At 37.6% G+C, this 18372-nt stretch carries 16 protein-coding genes; 5 read left to right on the plus strand and 11 right to left on the minus strand.

Translation table 11 applies throughout. The annotated features are described in order from the left end of the window. The first annotated feature begins 30 nt into the window (after positions 1–30). Both P9E47_RS09325 and P9E47_RS09330 read left to right on the plus strand, forming a co-directional pair. Complete coding sequence (locus P9E47_RS09325; RefSeq protein WP_035196687.1) at positions 31–678, plus strand: acetoin utilization AcuB family protein; 648 nt, start codon at positions 31–33, stop codon at positions 676–678. After that, positions 675–1850, plus strand: coding sequence for an acetoin utilization protein AcuC (locus tag P9E47_RS09330; RefSeq protein ID WP_326153775.1), 1176 nt, complete (start codon positions 675–677; stop codon positions 1848–1850). The genes P9E47_RS09325 and P9E47_RS09330 overlap by 4 nt, the downstream gene beginning before the upstream one ends. A gap of 729 nt (positions 1851–2579) precedes the next feature. On the opposite strand, the gene ccpA is transcribed toward P9E47_RS09330, so the two are convergent. Both ccpA and P9E47_RS09340 read right to left on the minus strand, forming a co-directional pair. Next, positions 2580–3581: a catabolite control protein A gene (ccpA, locus tag P9E47_RS09335; protein ID WP_035196683.1), complete on the minus strand. Its 1002-nt coding sequence runs from the start codon at positions 3579–3581 to the stop codon at positions 2580–2582. A 217-nt stretch (positions 3582–3798) separates the two neighbouring features. Continuing rightward, complete coding sequence (locus tag P9E47_RS09340; RefSeq protein ID WP_326163234.1) at positions 3799–4875, minus strand: bifunctional 3-deoxy-7-phosphoheptulonate synthase/chorismate mutase; 1077 nt, start codon at positions 4873–4875, stop codon at positions 3799–3801. A 136-nt stretch (positions 4876–5011) separates the two neighbouring features. On the opposite strand from P9E47_RS09340, the gene P9E47_RS09345 reads away from it, so the two are divergent. Further along, positions 5012–7171, plus strand: coding sequence for a cell division protein FtsA (locus P9E47_RS09345; RefSeq protein WP_326153774.1), 2160 nt, complete (start codon positions 5012–5014; stop codon positions 7169–7171). Between the two features lie 9 nt (positions 7172–7180). Here the strand turns inward: P9E47_RS09345 and ytxJ are convergent, their stop codons facing one another. Both ytxJ and P9E47_RS09355 read right to left on the minus strand, forming a co-directional pair. Further along, positions 7181–7507 carry a bacillithiol system redox-active protein YtxJ gene (gene ytxJ / locus P9E47_RS09350; RefSeq protein WP_326153773.1) on the minus strand — a complete coding sequence of 109 codons (327 nt, stop codon included), beginning with the start codon at positions 7505–7507 and terminating at the stop codon, positions 7181–7183. Then, a complete protein-coding gene (locus P9E47_RS09355) occupies positions 7504–7938 on the minus strand; it encodes a DUF948 domain-containing protein (protein WP_326152865.1) in 435 nt (144 codons plus the stop codon). The genes ytxJ and P9E47_RS09355 overlap by 4 nt, the downstream gene beginning before the upstream one ends. An 842-nt stretch (positions 7939–8780) precedes the next feature. Between P9E47_RS09355 and P9E47_RS22930 the strand changes: the two genes are divergently transcribed. Then, positions 8781–9017: a sigma factor-like helix-turn-helix DNA-binding protein gene (locus P9E47_RS22930; RefSeq protein WP_407697178.1), complete on the plus strand. Its 237-nt coding sequence runs from the start codon at positions 8781–8783 to the stop codon at positions 9015–9017. Positions 9018–9035: 18 nt separating this feature from the next. Further along, entirely contained in the window at positions 9036–9440 is a 405-nt protein-coding gene (locus P9E47_RS09360; protein ID WP_326163236.1) for a phage holin family protein, read from the plus strand. 525 nt (positions 9441–9965) lie between these two features. On the opposite strand, the gene P9E47_RS09365 is transcribed toward P9E47_RS09360, so the two are convergent. The 7 genes from P9E47_RS09365 to P9E47_RS09395 all read right to left on the minus strand — a co-directional run bounded on the left by P9E47_RS09365 (position 9966) and on the right by P9E47_RS09395 (position 18360). Then, a complete protein-coding gene (locus tag P9E47_RS09365; protein ID WP_326163237.1) occupies positions 9966–10874 on the minus strand; it encodes a WD40/YVTN/BNR-like repeat-containing protein in 909 nt (302 codons plus the stop codon). Positions 10875–11328: 454 nt separating this feature from the next. After that, on the minus strand, positions 11329–11949 hold the full coding sequence (locus P9E47_RS09370; protein ID WP_326163239.1) for a glycoside hydrolase domain-containing protein: 621 nt from the start codon (positions 11947–11949) through the stop codon (positions 11329–11331). Between the two features lie 630 nt (positions 11950–12579). Further along, positions 12580–13887, minus strand: coding sequence for a UDP-N-acetylmuramate--L-alanine ligase (gene murC, locus P9E47_RS09375; RefSeq protein ID WP_326163241.1), 1308 nt, complete (start codon positions 13885–13887; stop codon positions 12580–12582). A 150-nt stretch (positions 13888–14037) separates the two neighbouring features. Continuing rightward, positions 14038–16401 (minus strand): DNA translocase FtsK, encoded by a 2364-nt coding sequence (locus tag P9E47_RS09380; protein WP_326163242.1) that lies wholly within the window; start codon positions 16399–16401, stop codon positions 14038–14040. 28 nt (positions 16402–16429) lie between these two features. Then, positions 16430–17224, minus strand: coding sequence for a DUF1444 domain-containing protein (locus tag P9E47_RS09385; RefSeq protein ID WP_326163295.1), 795 nt, complete (start codon positions 17222–17224; stop codon positions 16430–16432). Next, complete coding sequence (locus P9E47_RS09390) at positions 17214–17825, minus strand: hypothetical protein (protein ID WP_003333245.1); 612 nt, start codon at positions 17823–17825, stop codon at positions 17214–17216. The genes P9E47_RS09385 and P9E47_RS09390 overlap by 11 nt, the downstream gene beginning before the upstream one ends. A gap of 13 nt (positions 17826–17838) precedes the next feature. After that, complete coding sequence (locus tag P9E47_RS09395) at positions 17839–18360, minus strand: DUF84 family protein (protein WP_003333244.1); 522 nt, start codon at positions 18358–18360, stop codon at positions 17839–17841. Positions 18361–18372: the final 12 nt, after the last annotated feature.

The raw sequence follows: 18372 nt of genomic DNA on the forward strand, positions 1-18372 counted from the left end.
TTATTAATCTAATTGAGGGAGGCAATTTTCGTGATTATTGAAGAAATTATGAACCCACTTGTTATTTCGTTGAAACCCCATGAAACAATCGGAAGAGCAATTGAACTTATGCATTCCAATCGGATCCGCCACATTCCAATCATTGATGAAAATGAATTTGTTGTTGGAATTGTGACAGACCGTGACATAAGAGATGTAAGCCCATCGATTTTTCATGCTGAAGAACATTTGGAAGATCTTAAGAGGCCAGTCGCTTCGATTATGACTGAAAATGTTATTACAGGTCATCCACTAGACTTCGTTGAGGAAGTATCAGCTATGTTTTATGAGCATAAGATTGGTTGCTTGCCGATTGTAACAGAAGGGAAATTAGTCGGTATTATCACTGAAACTGATATGTTACATACACTTGTTAAACTAATGGGCGCCGATCAACCAAGTTCATTAATAGAAATAAAAGTAAAAAACAAACTTGGACAACTTTCTGAAGCAGCCCAAGTATTTAGTGAAAATAACGTTAATATCATTAGCGTATTAGTATACCCTGATAAAAAAGATAACGGTAGTAAAATATTATTGTTTAGAGTCCAGACTATGAACCCAATGAAAGCTATAGCTGAATTAAATAAACGTGGTTATACAGTATTATGGCCAAATCTACCAGGTGTTACATCATGAGCAAAAGCATTTACTATGTATACTCCAATGATTTCCAAAGCTATAAATTCAATGAAAGCCATCCCTTCAACCAAAGAAGAGTAGAGCTGACAACAGATTTATTAAAAATGTCTGGTGCACTAAATGAATCACATATCATTCCACCAAGAATTGCAACTGATGAAGAAATCGGTCTTATTCATGACCCGAATTATATTGAAGCAGTAAGAAAAGCCGGTTACGGTGAATTGTCTGAAGATGTTGCAAATAATTACGGTCTCGGCACAGAAGACGTTCCGATATTCCCAAATATGCATGAAGCAAGCGCTTTATTAGTTGGTGGAACGCTTACAGCTGTAGACTTAGTAATGGAAGGAGAAGCTGACCATGCCTTAAGTTTAGGCGGCGGATTACATCATGGATTTCGTGGTAAGGCTTCAGGCTTCTGCATCTATAACGATAGTGCGATTGCCATCAAATATATGCAACAAAAATATGGAGTCAAAGTTTTATATATTGATACGGATGCTCATCATGGCGACGGAGTTCAATGGTCATTTTATGATGACCCAAATGTTTGTACCTTTTCTATTCACGAGACCGGACGATATCTTTTCCCGGGCACTGGAAATGTATCTGAAAAAGGACAAGGACAAGGCTATGGAACGTCTTTTAATATTCCGGTCGATGCATTTACAGAGGATGAATCCTTTCTCGAATGTTTTGTAACCGCTATCCGTGAAGTGGCTGAATTTTTCAAACCGGATGTAATCATATCACAAAATGGTGTTGATTCACATGTTTTGGATCCTTTAACTCATTTATCTACTACGATGAAGGTATATAGGGAAATACCAAAACTGGCCCACCAATTAGCACATGAGCATTGCGATGGCCGCTGGATTGCAGTTGGCGGGGGTGGTTATGACCATTGGCGCGTTGTTCCGAGAGCGTGGTCATTAATCTGGTTGGAAATGTTAGAAAAACAAGATGAAATTGCGCGGGGTGCATTGCCGACAGAATGGATTGAGAAATGGCAACCAAAATCGCCGGTGAAATTGATTCCTACTTGGGAGGATCCAAGCAATCTATATCCGCCAATCCCAAGGAAACAAGAGATCACTGAAAAGAACATGCAAACGATGGAAAAGGCTCTGCAGCATATTAGAAGTTCTAGAAAAAAAGCGAATTAAAAATGAAGCTGGGTCACTTGAACCCTTTTGATTTTGGAAGAGAAAACGGCAAATTCACACAAAATAGCGTTGCTAATTGAACAGGAAATAGCGACGCTATTTTTATTGATATAACAATCTTTATAGTGAACTTTTAAGTATTTTTCATAGTGAAAATTAGAGTCATAATGTGCAGCAGGCATTGCTTGAAGAAGACCGAAACTGGGCTTTCCGGCATTGCGGACAGGAGTGTGGGTTCTACCCTTGACATGGCCGCATTTTTCGTTTTTGCGGACAGGGAGTGCAGGTTCCGCCCTTGGCTTGGCCGCATTTTTCCTTTTTGCGGATAAGGACTGTGAGGGCTCTCCTTGGTGTGGCCGCATTTTTTAGGAGAGTAGAAGAAATGATCTTCATTTGTGTTCTATGATTCCCGTTATCCTGGTCTTCCTCTGATTTCGGTAATCATACGCCTTCTATGATTCCCATTTTCCTGGTCTTCCTCAGATCCTGGGAATCATACACCCTCTATGATTCCCGGTTTCCCGATCTTCCTCAGACTCTAGGAATTATCCCCCCTCATTGATTTCCATTTGCTCAATCTTAGACGTCTAAATGGGAAACTAATACGCATTTGACCGATACTACGACATAAAACCCAGTCTATTCTCTGGAACCAGATAGGTCGATAATAGATTTTTCTATGAGAAAAGGATAGCTTTTGCTATCCAAAATACGTTCTATTCAATTATTTTATTTTGTAGATTGGCGGAACTCAATTCTATGTGGCAACACAACAATATGATCTTCCACTTTTTCCTTATTCATATATTTTGTTAATAAACGCATAGCTACAGCACCAATATCATATGTCGGCTGAACAACTGTTGATAACTGTGGTCGCACCATAACAGCAAGTCTTGTATTATCAAAGCCGACTACCTCAAGATCATCAGGAATATGTAAGCCTTCATCTTGGGCACCATGGATAACACCTAAAGCCATCTCATCTGTTGCTGCAAAAATGGCTGTTGGTTTAAAGCCTTTTTCTTTAAACTCCTGAACAGCCTCTAAACCAGCTTCATGTGTATAGTCACCATTAAAAATATAGTCTTCATTAAAGCTTATATTAGCTTCCTCTAACGCTCTTCTATAACCGGCTAATTTCAAATCATTATTAGAAGGTTCTTCAATTGGCCCAGAAACAAAGCCAATTTCCTTATGACCATTTTCAATAAGGAAATGAACAGCCTCATAAGCAGCTTGTTCATAATCAATATTAACAGATGGAATCTCGTGATTTTTTTCAATAGTTGCCGCTAGCACAATCGGAACCGGAGACTTTTTAAATTCCTCGACATGCTCTTCTGTAATCGAACCACCCATAAAGACAATACCGTCCACTTGCTTTCCAAGCATCGTATTTAATAGATGCAACTCTTTTTCTTTATTTTGGTCAGAGTTGCTCAAAATTATATTATAATTGTACATTGTTGCAATATCTTCAATGCCCCTTGCAAGTTCAGCAAAGAATACGCTGGAAATATCCGGGATAATTACACCTACTGTTGTTGTCTTTTTGCTGGCAAGACCGCGGGCAACGGCATTAGGTCGATATCCTAATCGTTCAATCGCTTCTGATACTTTCTTTCTTGTTGATGGTTTAACATTTGGATTTCCGTTTACTACACGGGATACCGTTGCCATTGATACTCCAGCTTCTCGTGCAACATCATATATCGTTATATTATTCAAAGTATATCCTCCTCTATATCCGTACAAAGTGACCAATAATATGATTATTATACGTTAAAACTCACTTTGATTGTAGCTTAAACTGTTGTCAAGTACAAATTATGAGTTGAAAAAATTAATATATTGTACACATTTGTTTAAGAAACCGAAAAAAAACCTGCATCAAATACATGATACAGGTTTTAATACTTTTTTCAATTTTTTTAAATTTTTTTAACTAGACTCTTACCTTTACATTCTTAAATAGTTCTTTAATAAAGTTATCAAAAGTTGGAATATCCATTTGCTGTGCAGAATCTGATAGTGCCACAGCTGGGTCGGGATGCACCTCTGCCATAACGCCATCCGCTCCAATGGCAATGGCTGCTTTAGCAGCTGGTAATAATAAATCTCTTCTGCCGGTAGAGTGTGTAACATCAACCATTACTGGTAAATGTGTTTCCTGCTTAAGAATTGGAACTGCTGTAATGTCTAATGTATTTCTTGTAGCTGTTTCATATGTGCGAATTCCCCGCTCACATAAAATAATATTGCCATTTCCACGGGAATAAATATACTCAGCCGCATTTACGAATTCTGAAATTGTAGCTGATAAGCCCCGCTTTAAAAAGATTGGTTTATCGATTTGCCCTGCCGCTTTTAAAAGTTCGAAATTTTGCATATTACGGGCACCAATTTGGACTACATCCAGATATTCAACAGCTGCTTCTAAATCAGATGGAGTTACGATTTCACTGATGACCGCAAGATCAAATTCATCCGCAATTTGTTTTAAAATTTTTAACCCTTCTAAACCAAGGCCTTGGAAATCATATGGAGATGTTCTAGGCTTATAAGCCCCGCCACGCAACAGCTTTAAACCATGCTTTTTAATAGCCTCAGCCACTGCTTTTGTTTGCTCATAAGATTCAACAGAACAAGGCCCCATCACAAAATGGACGCTGCCATCCCCGATCTTTTCACCTTTTATATCAATGACCGTATCTTCAGCCTTTTTCTTGCGTGACACAAGGAGTGCTTTACGATGGTCATCCTCTTGCATTTCTAAACCAGCTTTGAAAATTTCTTTAAAAATATGCTGGATAGTGGAGTTTTCAAATGGTCCATTATTATTTTCCAAAATTAAGTTCAACATATGACGTTCACGCACAGGGTCAAAACGGTTAACCCCTTGCTTTTCTTTAACTTTACCAATCTCTTGGACAATTTCACCACGTTTATTGATCAATTCTAGAAGTTTTAAGTTCACTTCATCAAGTTGGGCGCGTAGTGTTTCTAATTCTACATTGCTCATTTATGAATCCTCCTTTAAATTGTTTATGTTTATAAGACAATAAAATTATGGTACATTTCTAAATGATTAACGTTTATTATAAACAATATAGAACTAAATGTCACTTTCGGATTTTTTTGAAAGAAAGGTGTTTTTCATGGTCGAACAATCTTCTATTTTTGCCCTGGATATTGGGACGAGATCTGTTGTTGGAATTATTTTAAAAGAACTAGAAAATGGTTATGAAATAATAGATATTGAGTTTAAAGAGCATGGGAACCGGGCTATGCTGGATGGACAAATCCATGATGTTCTTTCAGTTTCGAAGCTTGTAAAAGAAATTAAAGAAATACTAGAGTCAAGACATGGTGTGTTACATAAAGTTTGCGTGGCTGCGGCTGGCCGCGCCCTAAAAACTAAACGGGCAAAAGTCAGCATTGGAATTGCCGGCAAACCCATCATTAATAAACAGGATATCTTACATCTTGAATTAATGACCGTTCAACAAGCACAGAAAGAATTAGCGACGGAAAATACGAATGTTCATAGCGCCCACTATTATTGTGTCGGCTATTCTGTTTTAAGATATTTATTGGATGATGAAGAAATCGGTAGTCTTGTAGACCAACAGGGTGAAGTTGCCTCTGTTGAAGTAATCGCTACTTTTTTACCAAAGGTTGTGGTCGAATCATTAATTGCTGCCCTCCACCGTGCTGATCTTGAAATGGATGCATTAACCCTGGAACCAATTGCCGCCATTAATGTTCTCATTCCACCGTCGATGAGAAGGTTAAATGTTGCCCTAGTGGATATTGGGGCTGGTACGTCAGATATTGCGATTACAGATGAAGGAACCGTTATTGCCTATGGCATGGTCCCAGTTGCCGGTGACGAAATTACTGAAGCGATCAGTGATCAATACTTGCTTGATTTCCCGCTGGCTGAAAAAGCAAAAAGGGATCTGTCTAGCTCAAATGAAATTACAATCACTGATATTTTAGGATTTGAAACAGAGGTTCCAAAAGAAGAAGTGATTCAAAATATTATGGGCAGCTTGGACAAGCTTACTTCTGCCATAAGTGATGAAATTCTAGCCTTAAATAATAATAAGTCACCTAAAGCTGTCATGCTTGTTGGGGGCGGCAGTTTAACACCGGAGTTGCCTCAGCTTTTAGCAAAAAAATTAAATCTGCCTAATAATCGTGTTGCCATTCGAGGAATCGACGCCATACAAGATCTGGAGTTTAGAGAGCATATTAGTAAAGGCCCAGAACTAGTAACTCCAATCGGCATTGCCATTGCTGCCCGGAAAAATCCGATCCAGTATATTACTGTAACTGTAAACGACCGTACGGTTCGCCTTTTTGATATGAAAAAGCTAACAGTCGGGGATTGTCTATTGGCATCTGGAATTGAGTTAAATAAACTTTATGGAAAGCCCGGAATGGCGATGATTATTACACTAAATAATCGTGACATAACAATCCCCGGCATTCATGGAGAGGCGCCTACAATCACAAAAAATGGGCAAAATACAACGCTGGATGATGATACAATTGTTGATGGGGATCATATTGTAGTGGAAAAAGGAATGGACGGACAAGCGGCACGAATTCAAATTAAAGATTTAATCGAGGTAAAACCATCCCTGCAAATATTGCTAAATGATCGCCCTATTCAAATCGAAATGGATATATATAAAAATGGACAAAAAGTTACCATGGAAGAAGCGTTAACTGACCACGACACTGTTGAAACTGTTTATCCAAAGACAATTCAAGAGCTGTTTCAGCGTCTTAATCTTCTGCCATTAACGGAATCTTTCCATATTTATTTAAACCGTACAAAAGTACTGTTACCGAAGTTTACAACGAAGTTTTTCAAAAACGGCCTAGAAACTAAATTATCTTCGCCTATTTACGACAAGGATAAAATTACAATCAAAAAGGAAAATCAGCCTAAGCTTCTAGATTTATTAAATGAAAAAGGTCTTTCATTAAATTATCAAATACCTGTTATTTTTAATGGGGAGCAAATTACACTTCACAAAAATGTGATGGAAGTATACCGAAATGGAGAATTGCTTCAAGAGGAGTCCTTGTTATTTGTAGGCGACGACATCCAAACTGTTGAAAAAAATATTGAACCGTTTATTTTTCAAGACATATTCCGTTACGTAAAAATACAATTACCTTCTGTTCATTCCGGCAATTTTACACTTTTAAGAAATGGGAAGAATGCTACTTTTTATGATAAATTGGCTCCGGGTGATGAACTTTTAATTCAATGGCCAGCGATACAAAAACAGCCCAATTAGGGCTGTTTTTTAGTTTTCAATCGCTTGTTTTAAACTGGATTTTGTAATATCCCAATGTGAGGCATGCCATTTCACTTTGCCATTTTCAAATAATAAAGCTTGTGGTGATTCATGCTTAACTGCAAACGTTTCCGCAATATAATTGGAAAGTGGTCTTGCATCTTGAACATATAAGTAATATGTAGGGTAATCCATTTCTTTAGTAAAATTCTCATATTCTTCAAACGCATTTCCACTAATCGGGCAAGTTAAGCTATGTTTTATTAGTAAAAAGTGATCGTTGGTACTAACAATAGTTTCAAATTCCTCAATCGTTGTTACTTGCGTTTTACTCATTCTCCCACCTCAATTTTTTGTTTTTTATTTTCTTTAATTCGCTTCCATATATCAATTGCAGCAGAACCCCAGCTGACAACCTGTGAGACTGATTCATTTTTATGCTCAGCTTCATTGCTTACTTTATCTGAAACTTTACGGATTGAAGAGTTTAGACGGTGAACGGTCTCACCTATTTCTGAGAAGGATGTCACTAACACATTTAAAGCTTCAGACTTCTTTTGTACATCATCCATTAATTCATTCGTCTTGTGAAGAAGAGTTGTAGTCTCAGAGGTGACGCCTTGCAGCTGTTTTTCAAGTCCATCAAGTGTTTGTGCGACGCTGTCCAATGTGTGTTTAACAGAATTAAGCATTTTGTTCAAGTAAATGACGAGGATTGTAAAGGCAATTGCGATTAATGCTACACTAAAATATAAAATTTCGATCATTGCTAGAATTCCTCCTTTTAATTAGTACATTCCAATTACAATATACCAGACATTTTCGCTAAATGTAGAGCTAATAGACAAAATTCTCTAACTCTTGATAATATTGACTTCGTTTAATATTTAACAACAAATGTGTTCCCACAACTACTGCCTAGAACGACCCGGAAGTGATTTGTCAAATACCGTAGGCGAAATAAGACCAAAATCATGGGCTCATTACGGTAATCTCTATTTTACCAAAATCTTATTCTAAAGTAATCTACCTTCAACCATTCTTTTCATTTATGCAAGATAACTTTTCCTCTTTGCGCCATCTCCCCTATGTAAAACTAGCGCTTGACTTCCCTTGGGAGGACGTTTTCGCTCCCATTGAACAAGAATACACAAAATCTCGATTTGAACGTTATCGGAACAAGAAAAATCAAAAGGATTCTGATACTTGCAAGAAGAATCATTCCCCTTTCTGCCACATAATGAATGTTCAATCAAAAATCATCCAGAGGTAGGAAAGATATCGACTTTTATGCATTGTTTAAGCCATTTATTTTAGCTCACTTTCCATGTGGAAATAATGGTTTCAAGTGTTCATCTTCAAGTGGTTGGATTTCCGCACTATTTGTGGTTTTACACAGATTTCATCCCTTAAAACATTGAGCGATTTGATCAGATTATGATTGAAAAGGGCTTATGGGAAAAAACTCGACAATTAATCTATAAATTCAAGAAAAATAAAAGACCAAAAACTACGTAACTAACCGCATAACGTTACCAGTTATTGTGAATGGATTGTTCTTTTGTGGCATCTAACCCTTTTAATTTTAATCGGTAACCACTTATACAGTGTGGAACACTATGCCGAAGTTGCATCGGCTACCTCTGATACATACTTTAACTTAGATTTGACAGGTATTGATCATGTACTGACTAAATTAGAACTATCAATTATCAAAAAGTATTACCTGTTGAACTACACTGTAACAGAGATAGCATCTATTTATGGAATTAGTAGACAAGCAGTTAATCAGACGAAAAATAGAGCATTAAAAAAATTAAAAAAATGGTTTAAGACCAATCAATAAATATGGCGGTATATTAACATGGATACGTTTATTCAGAATTTAAAGATGATATTAGCCCTGTTAGGAGGATATTTGGGTAGTTTCTTGGGAATCTTTGACTCTCTAATCTATGCATTGGTTGCGTTTGTATCACTTGATTACTTAACGGGAATTCTTTTAGCAATTTATGAAAAGAAACTTTCAAGTAATATCGGATTCAAAAGTATATTTAAAAAAATTTTGATATTTGTTCTTGTTTCTGTTGGAAATATAATTGACCAATATATTATCAGCACCGGTAGCACTATCAGGACTATGATTATTATGTTTTATCTAACAAATGAAGGGATTAGCATACTAGAAAACACCGCTAAAATGGGAGTACCATTTCCACAAAAGCTGAAAGATATTTTGCAACAGATTGGTGATACGTACAAAAAATAAATTATTTTAAAAATTCCTGATGCTCAACAAAGAGATTAACACTAACAACTTATTAGGAGAGGTGTGGTGGATATGCTAGCTTGTTCGGGCAAGCCAGATGTTCATCACTTCAAGTTTTGACCGGGATAGCAGACCGTAGAGGTTCTTGCCAAGTTGCGGTATATACTTCTCTAGATCTATTTTAGTCTACAATATCATACTCTGTTAAAAGGGGTTGCATTGGACAACCCCCTCTTTGTTTTATAACTTAATACTAATATTATTATTCTATGTGTATCCAAGTTTCCGGGTAATCACCTAAACTACGAAATATACTTGCACTTCCCCAATTTTAAAACTATCTGCCTACGATTCATTCCTGACTCCATTTTCATTATCATATTGTGTGCTCATGATATGTTTTACTATTTCACTGGTTTTCGTGGTAATTTGTGATGCATACTGTGAGGTGCGCTTGTTTTATTTCGCGCTTACCTTGAATTTCGCCGTACGACAGTTCAATATACTGGCAGAAAAACTATTATTTTAACTATTATCGGACTTCCATGATCGGCCATCATCAGAACTCGTCATGTAAACTGTTTTAACTTCTCCTTTTTCATTAGTAAGAAGGATTGGCAAGACGATGTTCTCCCCGTCAAAGGCAGGTGAGAGAGGTGTTTGCTTGTATTTCTGATACTCCTCCGGCAATCCAATGTTAACCTTGCTCCATGTTAGACCTCCATCTTGCGTCATATAGATCATTGCCTGGGAATCGGACTCATAGCGGAAACCAACAAAACCTATTTTGTCATTAATAAAGCCAGCACTGCTCAGCATTCTATTGTATACGTCGTTTATATTCCCATCAACAAACGTCCAAGATTTACCTCCATCAGAGGTTGTATAGAGATAGTGCAGTTCTTGCCCCATGCCAACAAAACTACATATAACCATCCAGCCATCATTCTTGGTTGTAAATCCGATATTAATCCATGATACGTTATTATCAAAGTCAATACTCACTTTATCCCAAGATTTGCCACGGTCTACACTTTTGATTACCGTAATGAGGGCGGGAGAATCGGGTTCTCCGTAGGCAATGGCTGTTAATTCATCTGAGATAAAGAATCCGGTGTTTTCGGGGTTCGGTTTCGCATCGCCTACATCCGAGGATAGAACTAACGGAGCTTTGACTGAGTTCATGCCGTCGCCGTAGGAAATCGTTACATTGCCACCTTCATCAAGAGAATAGGAGCCACCTATGTGGCGCCAATTATAAACTGTTCCATCTGCTTTTCTCGAATATGCTGTCCCGTCCGTTATCATGTTTGTTTCGAGTTTAGCACCATTATCTGAATTTTTTACAGCTCCGAATGTTGTTGCACATCCTGCTAAAATAAGCGCTAGTGCTGCTAGTGCGGACATCCATGCGAGTTTCTTGTTGAATTTCATAATTCTGATCAACCTTTCTTTTAACTTTTTCTTGTCCTCGCATAAAGTCGTGGTAAGAATCCCTGTTGGAAATTTTTTGCTTGAGGAAAGACTGAATAATGTGTTTCATAGGTCCATTGTTCTTTTAAAATATATCACGGATAAACATTTCGTCACAAGAAGAATTATGTATTTTACCTGCAAGTTCGTTCATGGTGACCTCTATATAGACATAACCTTCGACTGTCAAGCAAAAAAGTGCATCCTTGTCGATACACCTTCATTAGACAGCTCTTACAATTTCACAAATAAATAAACAATTTTGTATGTGGGGAGTATAGTGCACATCTATGCTTTTTATTTACCATTGCTACTTTTTTATGGTATAAAAAATCCTCTATCATGAATCAGAGCTGGGCAGCTTATCTGCCCAGCTCTGACCAGTTAGAGGCAAGTCACCGGAGAAAAACCGGATTTATTTCCAACCACCAGCCGCACCATTTGAATCGTCCTTGTCAATTGTAATCTGACCAGTTCCACTGCCGATGCTGGTGTTGTTTGCGTACTGTTTAAGCACATATCCGGTGTATGTTTTTGAACCACTCCACCCAGTCGACCCGGCAAGCCAAGGGTAGGTAAATGTATTTTGATAATAAGAAAGCACTGCTCCCGAACCATACAAGCCAAGCTCATAGGGATAATTCTGTGTGGCAAATACAGCTTTGACAGCCTGTAAGTAATTCTTAATCGGGCCGGTAATGTCACTCGTACTTGCATCATAATCTACTGTGAAGTAGATCGGAGTACCAAGAGGTTGCCCAATTGCTTTGGCTGCAGCGATTGCGTCGGTAGCATCAGATGTACCCTTGGCTGCGGTAAAATAGGAAGAGCTAGTGGGCGAACCTTTTTCCCAAATCGAAACAATGAAGAGACCGCCGCCAGTAATAATACTTTTCTCCGAAGCTGTCAAAGCATAGCTTCCCGCTAGGTATCTCCCCACAAAAGTGTAACCTCCGTTTACAAGCGTCTGCAGTCGAGCCGCATTGATAGCTGTCGCGGTATCACAACCTAATGCCATTAATATTCCTTCTTTCATAAGTTATTGTTATTCTTAAACGCGAATTATTTGGACTTAACGAAATGTGCAGGCTTGTCCGGGACCTACCATGCCGATTCGTATTTTTGAATAACTCAACTATTAAAGAGAGAAATTATGGCTAGTTGTAAACCTTAACTTATTTAGAATTTCAGAAAACTAGATAAATACCCAATGGCTCGTTCTTAATTGCGATAGAATAATAGTGTTAGTAAATTATAAATAGTGTTCTACTGCTTTATGTGAAATATAATACTATCGCCTAAAAGTGATTACAGAAATCTGCATAGAGCGGAGACTCATTCTAACGAAGATACCCCTGTTTTTATTGCTTAGGAAACGAAAAAGCAAAAGTGGTGTAATTAAGAATCAGGACAGTTATACCGTGGTTGGATAAAACTAACCACATAACGTTACTATTTATTGTAATTCTGTAGCTGTAAGCGGAATAAGTATGCCCTTTTTTAGAACTACTTACAAAAAAAGTAAAAACTCAAACCTTCGGTTTGAGTAAATAGTTCGCTATCAGCTACAAAATTCTGAAAATTTACGTTTTCATTCAAAATTTAATTTTGTCCTGTTACTCGTATATAGAAAACAGGGCTGCATTAAAGGCAGCCCTGTCTCATCTTAGCATTTTTTTTTCAATTCTTCCTCATAAGCAACCTGGAACTTTTGTATATCGCCAGCACCCATAAAGATTAATACCCCATTGTCGTGCTTTTTTAGTATGGAAGTATTGTCTTCTGTAATCAACTCAGACTTATCGATTTTATCCATCAAATCACCGATTGTTAAGTTGCCATTATTCTCCCTAGCAGAACCGAAAATATCACATAAATATACATAATCGGCACCACTCAAGCTTTCAGCAAATTCATTTAAAAAAGTCTGGGTTCTTGTGAAAGTATGCGGTTGGAAAATCGCCACCACTTCACGATCAGGATATTTTTGGCGTGCCGCCTCAATTGTAGCTCTAATTTCAGTTGGATGATGGGCATAGTCATCAATTAATACTTGATTTCCAACCTTTTTTTCACTAAACCTTCTTTTTACCCCTTGATAGGTTAAAAGCTGACTTTTAATGATATCAACAGGTATTTCTTCATAATGACATAATGCTATAACAGCCAACGCATTAAGTACATTATGGTCACCATAGGTAGGAATGCTAAAAGACGAATAAAAAGTATGTCTAATAAAGACATCAAATGATGTTCCATCTGGTGTTTTATTAACATTTCTAGCCTGGAAGTCATTTTCCTGATTAAATCCATAAAACAATACAGGTACATTTGCATGTATTTTCTGTAATTGTTCGTCATCACCGCAGGCGATGATCCCTTTTTTTACTTGCAATGCCATCTGTTGGAAAGCATCGAAAACATCTTCAATGCCACTGAAATAATCCGGATGGTCAAAATCAATATTCGTCATGATCGCATAATCAGGAAAATATTCTAGAAAATGACGTCTATACTCACATGCCTCAAATGCAAAATACTTTGCGTTTTCCGTACCTTCCCCAGTTCCATCACCAATAAGATAAGATGTTGGTTCTGCTGCTTTCAATACATGTGCTAATAGCCCTGTAGTTGATGTTTTCCCATGTGCGCCACTAACAGCAATACTTATCGATTTTTCAATCAGATCTCCTAAGAAATGATGGTATCGAAACACAGGTAAACCTTGATTTAACGCTTCTTTAATTTCTTCGTGATCATCGGGAAAAGCATTTCCCGCAATGATAATTTGGTCACTTTTTATATTCTCTTTTGAAAAAGGTAAGATTTTTATATTTTTATTTTCCAATGCTTGCTGTGTAAAAAAGCGTTTATCAACGTCAGAACCTTGAACCTCATAATTCATATCATGAAGAATTTGTGCTAATGCACTCATTCCAGTCCCCTTGATTCCAACAAAGTGGTAAACTTTCATAAAAAGAACCTCCACAATCCAAATCGTAGCTATGGTTAAGTATATGTTACATTAAAAATAACGAGCCTGTTTTATTATCAAATGCGCCTTGGCGCTTAGTTAAATATATTTTCCATTATACATATCTTTTGTCATTTGTTGTAGTTTAAATCATGATTGAAAATTATTTTCTACCTGCTCTTTTGAAACGAGAACCTCACGTGGCTTTGAACCTTTTGCTTCAGAGACGATGCCTTGGGCTTCCATCATATCTACTAATCTAGCAGCCCGGTTATAGCCTATCCGAAAACGGCGTTGCAGGCTGGAAGCAGATGCCCCTTCTTGTTCAATAACAAATTGACAAGCTTCCTCAAACAATTCGTCATCCACTCCATAATCTACGGATTGCTTAATAAGCTCCTCTTGAACAAATAGATAGTTAGGTTTCATTTGTTTTCTTACAAAATAGGTCACTCTTTCAATCTCTTCATCTTTAACAAAATTTCCTTGGATACGTACCGGTTTGTTTGAACCATTTTCTAGGAAGAGCATATCTCCTCTACCAAGCAGTTTTTCGGCCCCACTAATATCTATTATAGTTCTTGAATCTACTTGTGAGGAAACAGAAAATGCAATTCTAGTAGGAACATTGGCTTTTATTAATCCCGTGATAACATCGACCGAAGGCCTTTGTGTTGCTAATAGCAAATGGATTCCACATGCACGAGCCTTCTGGGCGATACGACAAATAGCATCTTCAACATCTGCTGGTGAAACCATCATTAAATCTGCCAACTCATCGATAACGATGACTAAGTACGGCATAATTTCCGCTTTAGGGTCCTCTTGTTGAACTTTTTCATTAAAGCGAGAAATATCCCGAACCCCTTCGTGCGCAAATAGTTCATAACGACGCTCCATTTCCTCTACGGCCCATTTCAGGGCAGCTGTCGCCGCTTTTACATCTGTTATAACCGGACTGACTAGATGTGGAATGCCGTTATAGGGTGCAAGCTCAACCATTTTTGGGTCAATTAACATAAGCTTCACTTCATGTGGGGAAGCTTTATATAACAAACTAATAATGATTGAATTAATACAAACACTTTTTCCCGACCCTGTAGCACCAGCTATCAAACCATGGGGCATTTTTTTAAGATCAGTCACAATCGGTTGACCGGAAATGTCTAGACCCAGCGCCACGACAAGCGGTGATTTATCCCTTTGAAAAACAGGGCTACGCAATATCTCACGTATTAATACGGCACGGCTTTTCCGATTAGGAACCTCAATACCAACCGTACTTTTACCTGGAATGGGTGCTTCAATCCGGATATCCTTCGCTGCTAAAGCCAGCTTCAAATCATCTGATAAATTAGTAATTTTATTAACTCGAACTCCCATATCCGGCTGTACCTCAAATTGAGTGACAGCAGGACCCTTAGTTGCTTTCACTACCTTAGCCCCCACATTAAAGCTTACAAATGCATGATCTAAAAGGCGGCTCTGTTCATGAAGCCACTCTTCATCCTCTTCAACCTCAAGTGGCGGAATATCAAGAAGACTTAATGGAGGCTTATTTAGATTACTTTCTTTCAGTGGTTGGATTTCGTTCGTAGGCGGAGTCTTTTTAATTGATTCTCTGTCCTGCTTCAGCATCATCACATTGAACGGAACACCATGCCTTTTGCGACTTTCTTCCTTAGTTTCATTAGTAGTAACAACTATTTCGTCAACAGTCTCGGTAGCTGTTTCATCTGGGGTTACCGTTTCTATTGTTTCGGTACTCGCAGCTGCTTCTGAAGCTTCTTCTTTTTCTTCTTTTTCTTCCTCCTCTTCCTTCACTCCAACCTGTTCAGGAATAATGGGCTCCTCATAGATATCCTCTTCGATTATGGTCGAGCTAAATTCCTCTTGCTTGAAATGATCATCTTGAGATTCCTCTACAATGTCATTTACGTAATCCACCATATTTGGGGCGGTTATTTTTTCTTCAAAAATTTCAACCGTGGCTGAAACCTCTTCGTGATTTAAAATAGGTTCTGGTTCTGGTTTCGGTCTATTAAATCCATAAATTGGTGATGGCACTTCAGTAGGTTTAAATGGGCTTTTTTTAGTCTTACTAGCACTGCTTTGACTAGTATCTTTATTTACGCTTTGTTCTCTTATTTGGCTGCGGTCTCGGTCTCTCGATCGGCTGCGTTCTTTGCTCTGGCTGCGATATTCCTTTCTAGTTATACCTGAAGCATATTGAGAAGCAGCCCGGGTTTCTTTAGGCCATTGTTCCTCTATTCTTCTAGAAGAAATATTGGTGTTGATGTTGGAATTTGCTTTTACTTGATCGTTTTCATCGGGTATTAATGGAAAACGAAAATGACCTTTTGGATAATCATAGACAACCCGAGCCTCTTTATTTGAGCTCTTGTAAAAGCTGCTCTGTTGTTGTCTTTTTATTTCTTGATCAGATATCTCATTCGGTCTATTTTCATCTTCCTCTTGTTCCAAACCAAATAATTTTTTAAACCAATTATTCATTCCTATCACTCTTTCTAAAGCCTTAATGTTACTCTTGTTTATTTTGAGCCAAAACAAAAATAGGCTCAAGCTCTTTATTTTCATATAAGAATGGAAGCGCAGTAATTGGTACACGTCCTTCAGCAAAAAAATGCATTGTCATTTGACCGAGTATATGATAACCTTTATCATTTCTGATATCACCGAAAATTAAAACATCTTGATGTGGAATGGCTACGGTCATCGTTCCTTCTATTAAAGAAGACATCTTTTCTAATAGGGAATCATTTAAGATTCGACTTGCATCATACCCATCATTTGTATTTACAAAATAAAATTGATTGCCTGCGACGATATCTTTTTTATAATTATAATCCAATGACCTTACATTAAAGCGGGCCACCTGTTTAATTTGTTCTTCCTTCCACCCTTCTTGCTCCGCAAAAGATAAATCGATCAAGCGATAAGATGAACCTAAATCAAGTGCATAATAAATTCTTGTTTCAGCAGTGTGTTCTTCAAAAATTAACTTTTTGCCGTCTTTAGTTTCTATCGGAAAAGAAGTCGAACGGATAACAGGAAAAATGTTCTTTTCCTTTCCTGATAAGTTTTGTTTATCAGACATCGCTTTTAATGCTTCTTCAACATAATAGACTATTTCATCAACGGCCCCTTCTTTTCGATCTTCCCACTTAGAAACGACCGTCGGTACTGAAACTGCAACACCTTTTTTCGATTCAGTATCCTCAATTCGAAGCTGTTCATTTTTATGGTCATACTCTATAGTCCAGCTACTCCGCATTAGTCGTTCCATTAAAAGATCTTTCATCTTATTACTTGTCATTTTCATTCTTTTTTTGTTCCCCTTCTTTTGCTTTACCTAAATCCAATTGTTCTTTTGTATTATCTTTATTTTCTACTTTTTCTTCTTTTCCCTCTTGGCCATACTCCACAGAATTAGCAATGATCATCATATTTTTTGCATTTTCTACCATATCATTTGTTGTTGTCATTGTTGTCGTTTTAACACCACCGATACCAACTATTAATTCGTACTTTTTGTCCTCACCAGGGGATATACTTATGTACCCAAATCTGTCCTCGCCTTTAAATGTTTCTATCCCTTTTTCATCCTTCGCACCTTTGATTTCATTAAAAATAACATCGCTATGAAGTGACTCATGCGAATTTACAAATAATATATATTCCTGGTTTCCTTTTGATAGGATAACATTGTTTTCAAATTCATCCTTCACTTTAAATCCCTCTGGCAAATAATAACTAAACCCTTTCGTTGTTTCCGTAGTCTTTTCGGCCGGCCCATTAAATGTTGACTCCGCTACCTGTTTTGCTTGACTGATAGCTTCATCCTTTGAACTACTGCAACCTACTAGCAAACCAAAACTTATAATCATTATTGCTGCTAATTTACTATAAACTTTCATTTCTTTGACCCCTTTAACTTTCCTTTTGTGAAGAATATAAATATTGACCGAACAGTAATTTTACAATATGGGTGAACATCTCTTCTCGCTGGACAAGGCTATTGGTAAAGATTCCAATGGCACCCTCGTTTGAGCGAACATCGTGCTTTGATGTGTATTCATCCATGACATGGGATAGCTCGAAGCCTTTTCTCAAACCCTCAGAAATTTCCTCAGGCAAAAGAATTCTGGCCCCGCCTGCAATTAATTCTGTACCATCCTTTAGCTTAAGAGCTCCCCAATTGCAGAGGAGTAATCCTTTACCGGTCTCCATTACTCCTCCTTCAAGTCCGATCCCGATATCACTATCTGTTTCAACTAAGGCTTGATAGGCCCGATTTTTAGCACCTCTCATTGTCTCTTCGTCGGAAAAAGGCTGAGCCGATACACCAGAAGGAACATCGATTGCAACTATTTGCGGACTTATCGCGGATATAAATACATTTTCAACTGCACGAACTTTGGTTTTATTCTTCGAACCTACTGCTACTTTCATTTACCTATCCAT

This window comes from Schinkia azotoformans (genome assembly GCF_035811335.1).
In the GTDB taxonomy this organism is placed as follows: domain Bacteria; phylum Bacillota; class Bacilli; order Bacillales; family Bacillaceae_J; genus Schinkia; species Schinkia azotoformans.

Excerpts from the sequence above, each read along its gene's own strand:
- murC (WP_326163241.1), bottom strand. The coding sequence starts at position 13,887 with ATGAAAGTTTACCACTTTGTTGGAATCAAGGGGACTGGAATGAGTGCA.
- P9E47_RS09380 (WP_326163242.1), bottom strand. The coding sequence starts at position 16,401 with ATGAATAATTGGTTTAAAAAATTATTTGGTTTGGAACAAGAGGAAGAT.
- P9E47_RS09340 (WP_326163234.1), bottom strand. The coding sequence starts at position 4,875 with ATGAGCAATGTAGAATTAGAAACACTACGCGCCCAACTTGATGAAGTG.
- P9E47_RS09385 (WP_326163295.1), bottom strand. The coding sequence starts at position 17,224 with ATGACAAGTAATAAGATGAAAGATCTTTTAATGGAACGACTAATGCGG.
- P9E47_RS09365 (WP_326163237.1), bottom strand. The coding sequence starts at position 10,874 with ATGAAATTCAACAAGAAACTCGCATGGATGTCCGCACTAGCAGCACTA.
- P9E47_RS09370 (WP_326163239.1), bottom strand. The coding sequence starts at position 11,949 with ATGAAAGAAGGAATATTAATGGCATTAGGTTGTGATACCGCGACAGCT.
- P9E47_RS09395 (WP_003333244.1), bottom strand. The coding sequence starts at position 18,360 with ATGAAAGTAGCAGTAGGTTCGAAGAATAAAACCAAAGTTCGTGCAGTT.
- P9E47_RS09345 (WP_326153774.1), top strand. The coding sequence starts at position 5,012 with ATGGTCGAACAATCTTCTATTTTTGCCCTGGATATTGGGACGAGATCT.
- P9E47_RS09360 (WP_326163236.1), top strand. The coding sequence starts at position 9,036 with ATGGATACGTTTATTCAGAATTTAAAGATGATATTAGCCCTGTTAGGA.
- P9E47_RS09390 (WP_003333245.1), bottom strand. The coding sequence starts at position 17,825 with ATGAAAGTTTATAGTAAATTAGCAGCAATAATGATTATAAGTTTTGGT.
- P9E47_RS09355 (WP_326152865.1), bottom strand. The coding sequence starts at position 7,938 with ATGATCGAAATTTTATATTTTAGTGTAGCATTAATCGCAATTGCCTTT.
- ytxJ (WP_326153773.1), bottom strand. The coding sequence starts at position 7,507 with ATGAGTAAAACGCAAGTAACAACGATTGAGGAATTTGAAACTATTGTT.
- P9E47_RS09330 (WP_326153775.1), top strand. The coding sequence starts at position 675 with ATGAGCAAAAGCATTTACTATGTATACTCCAATGATTTCCAAAGCTAT.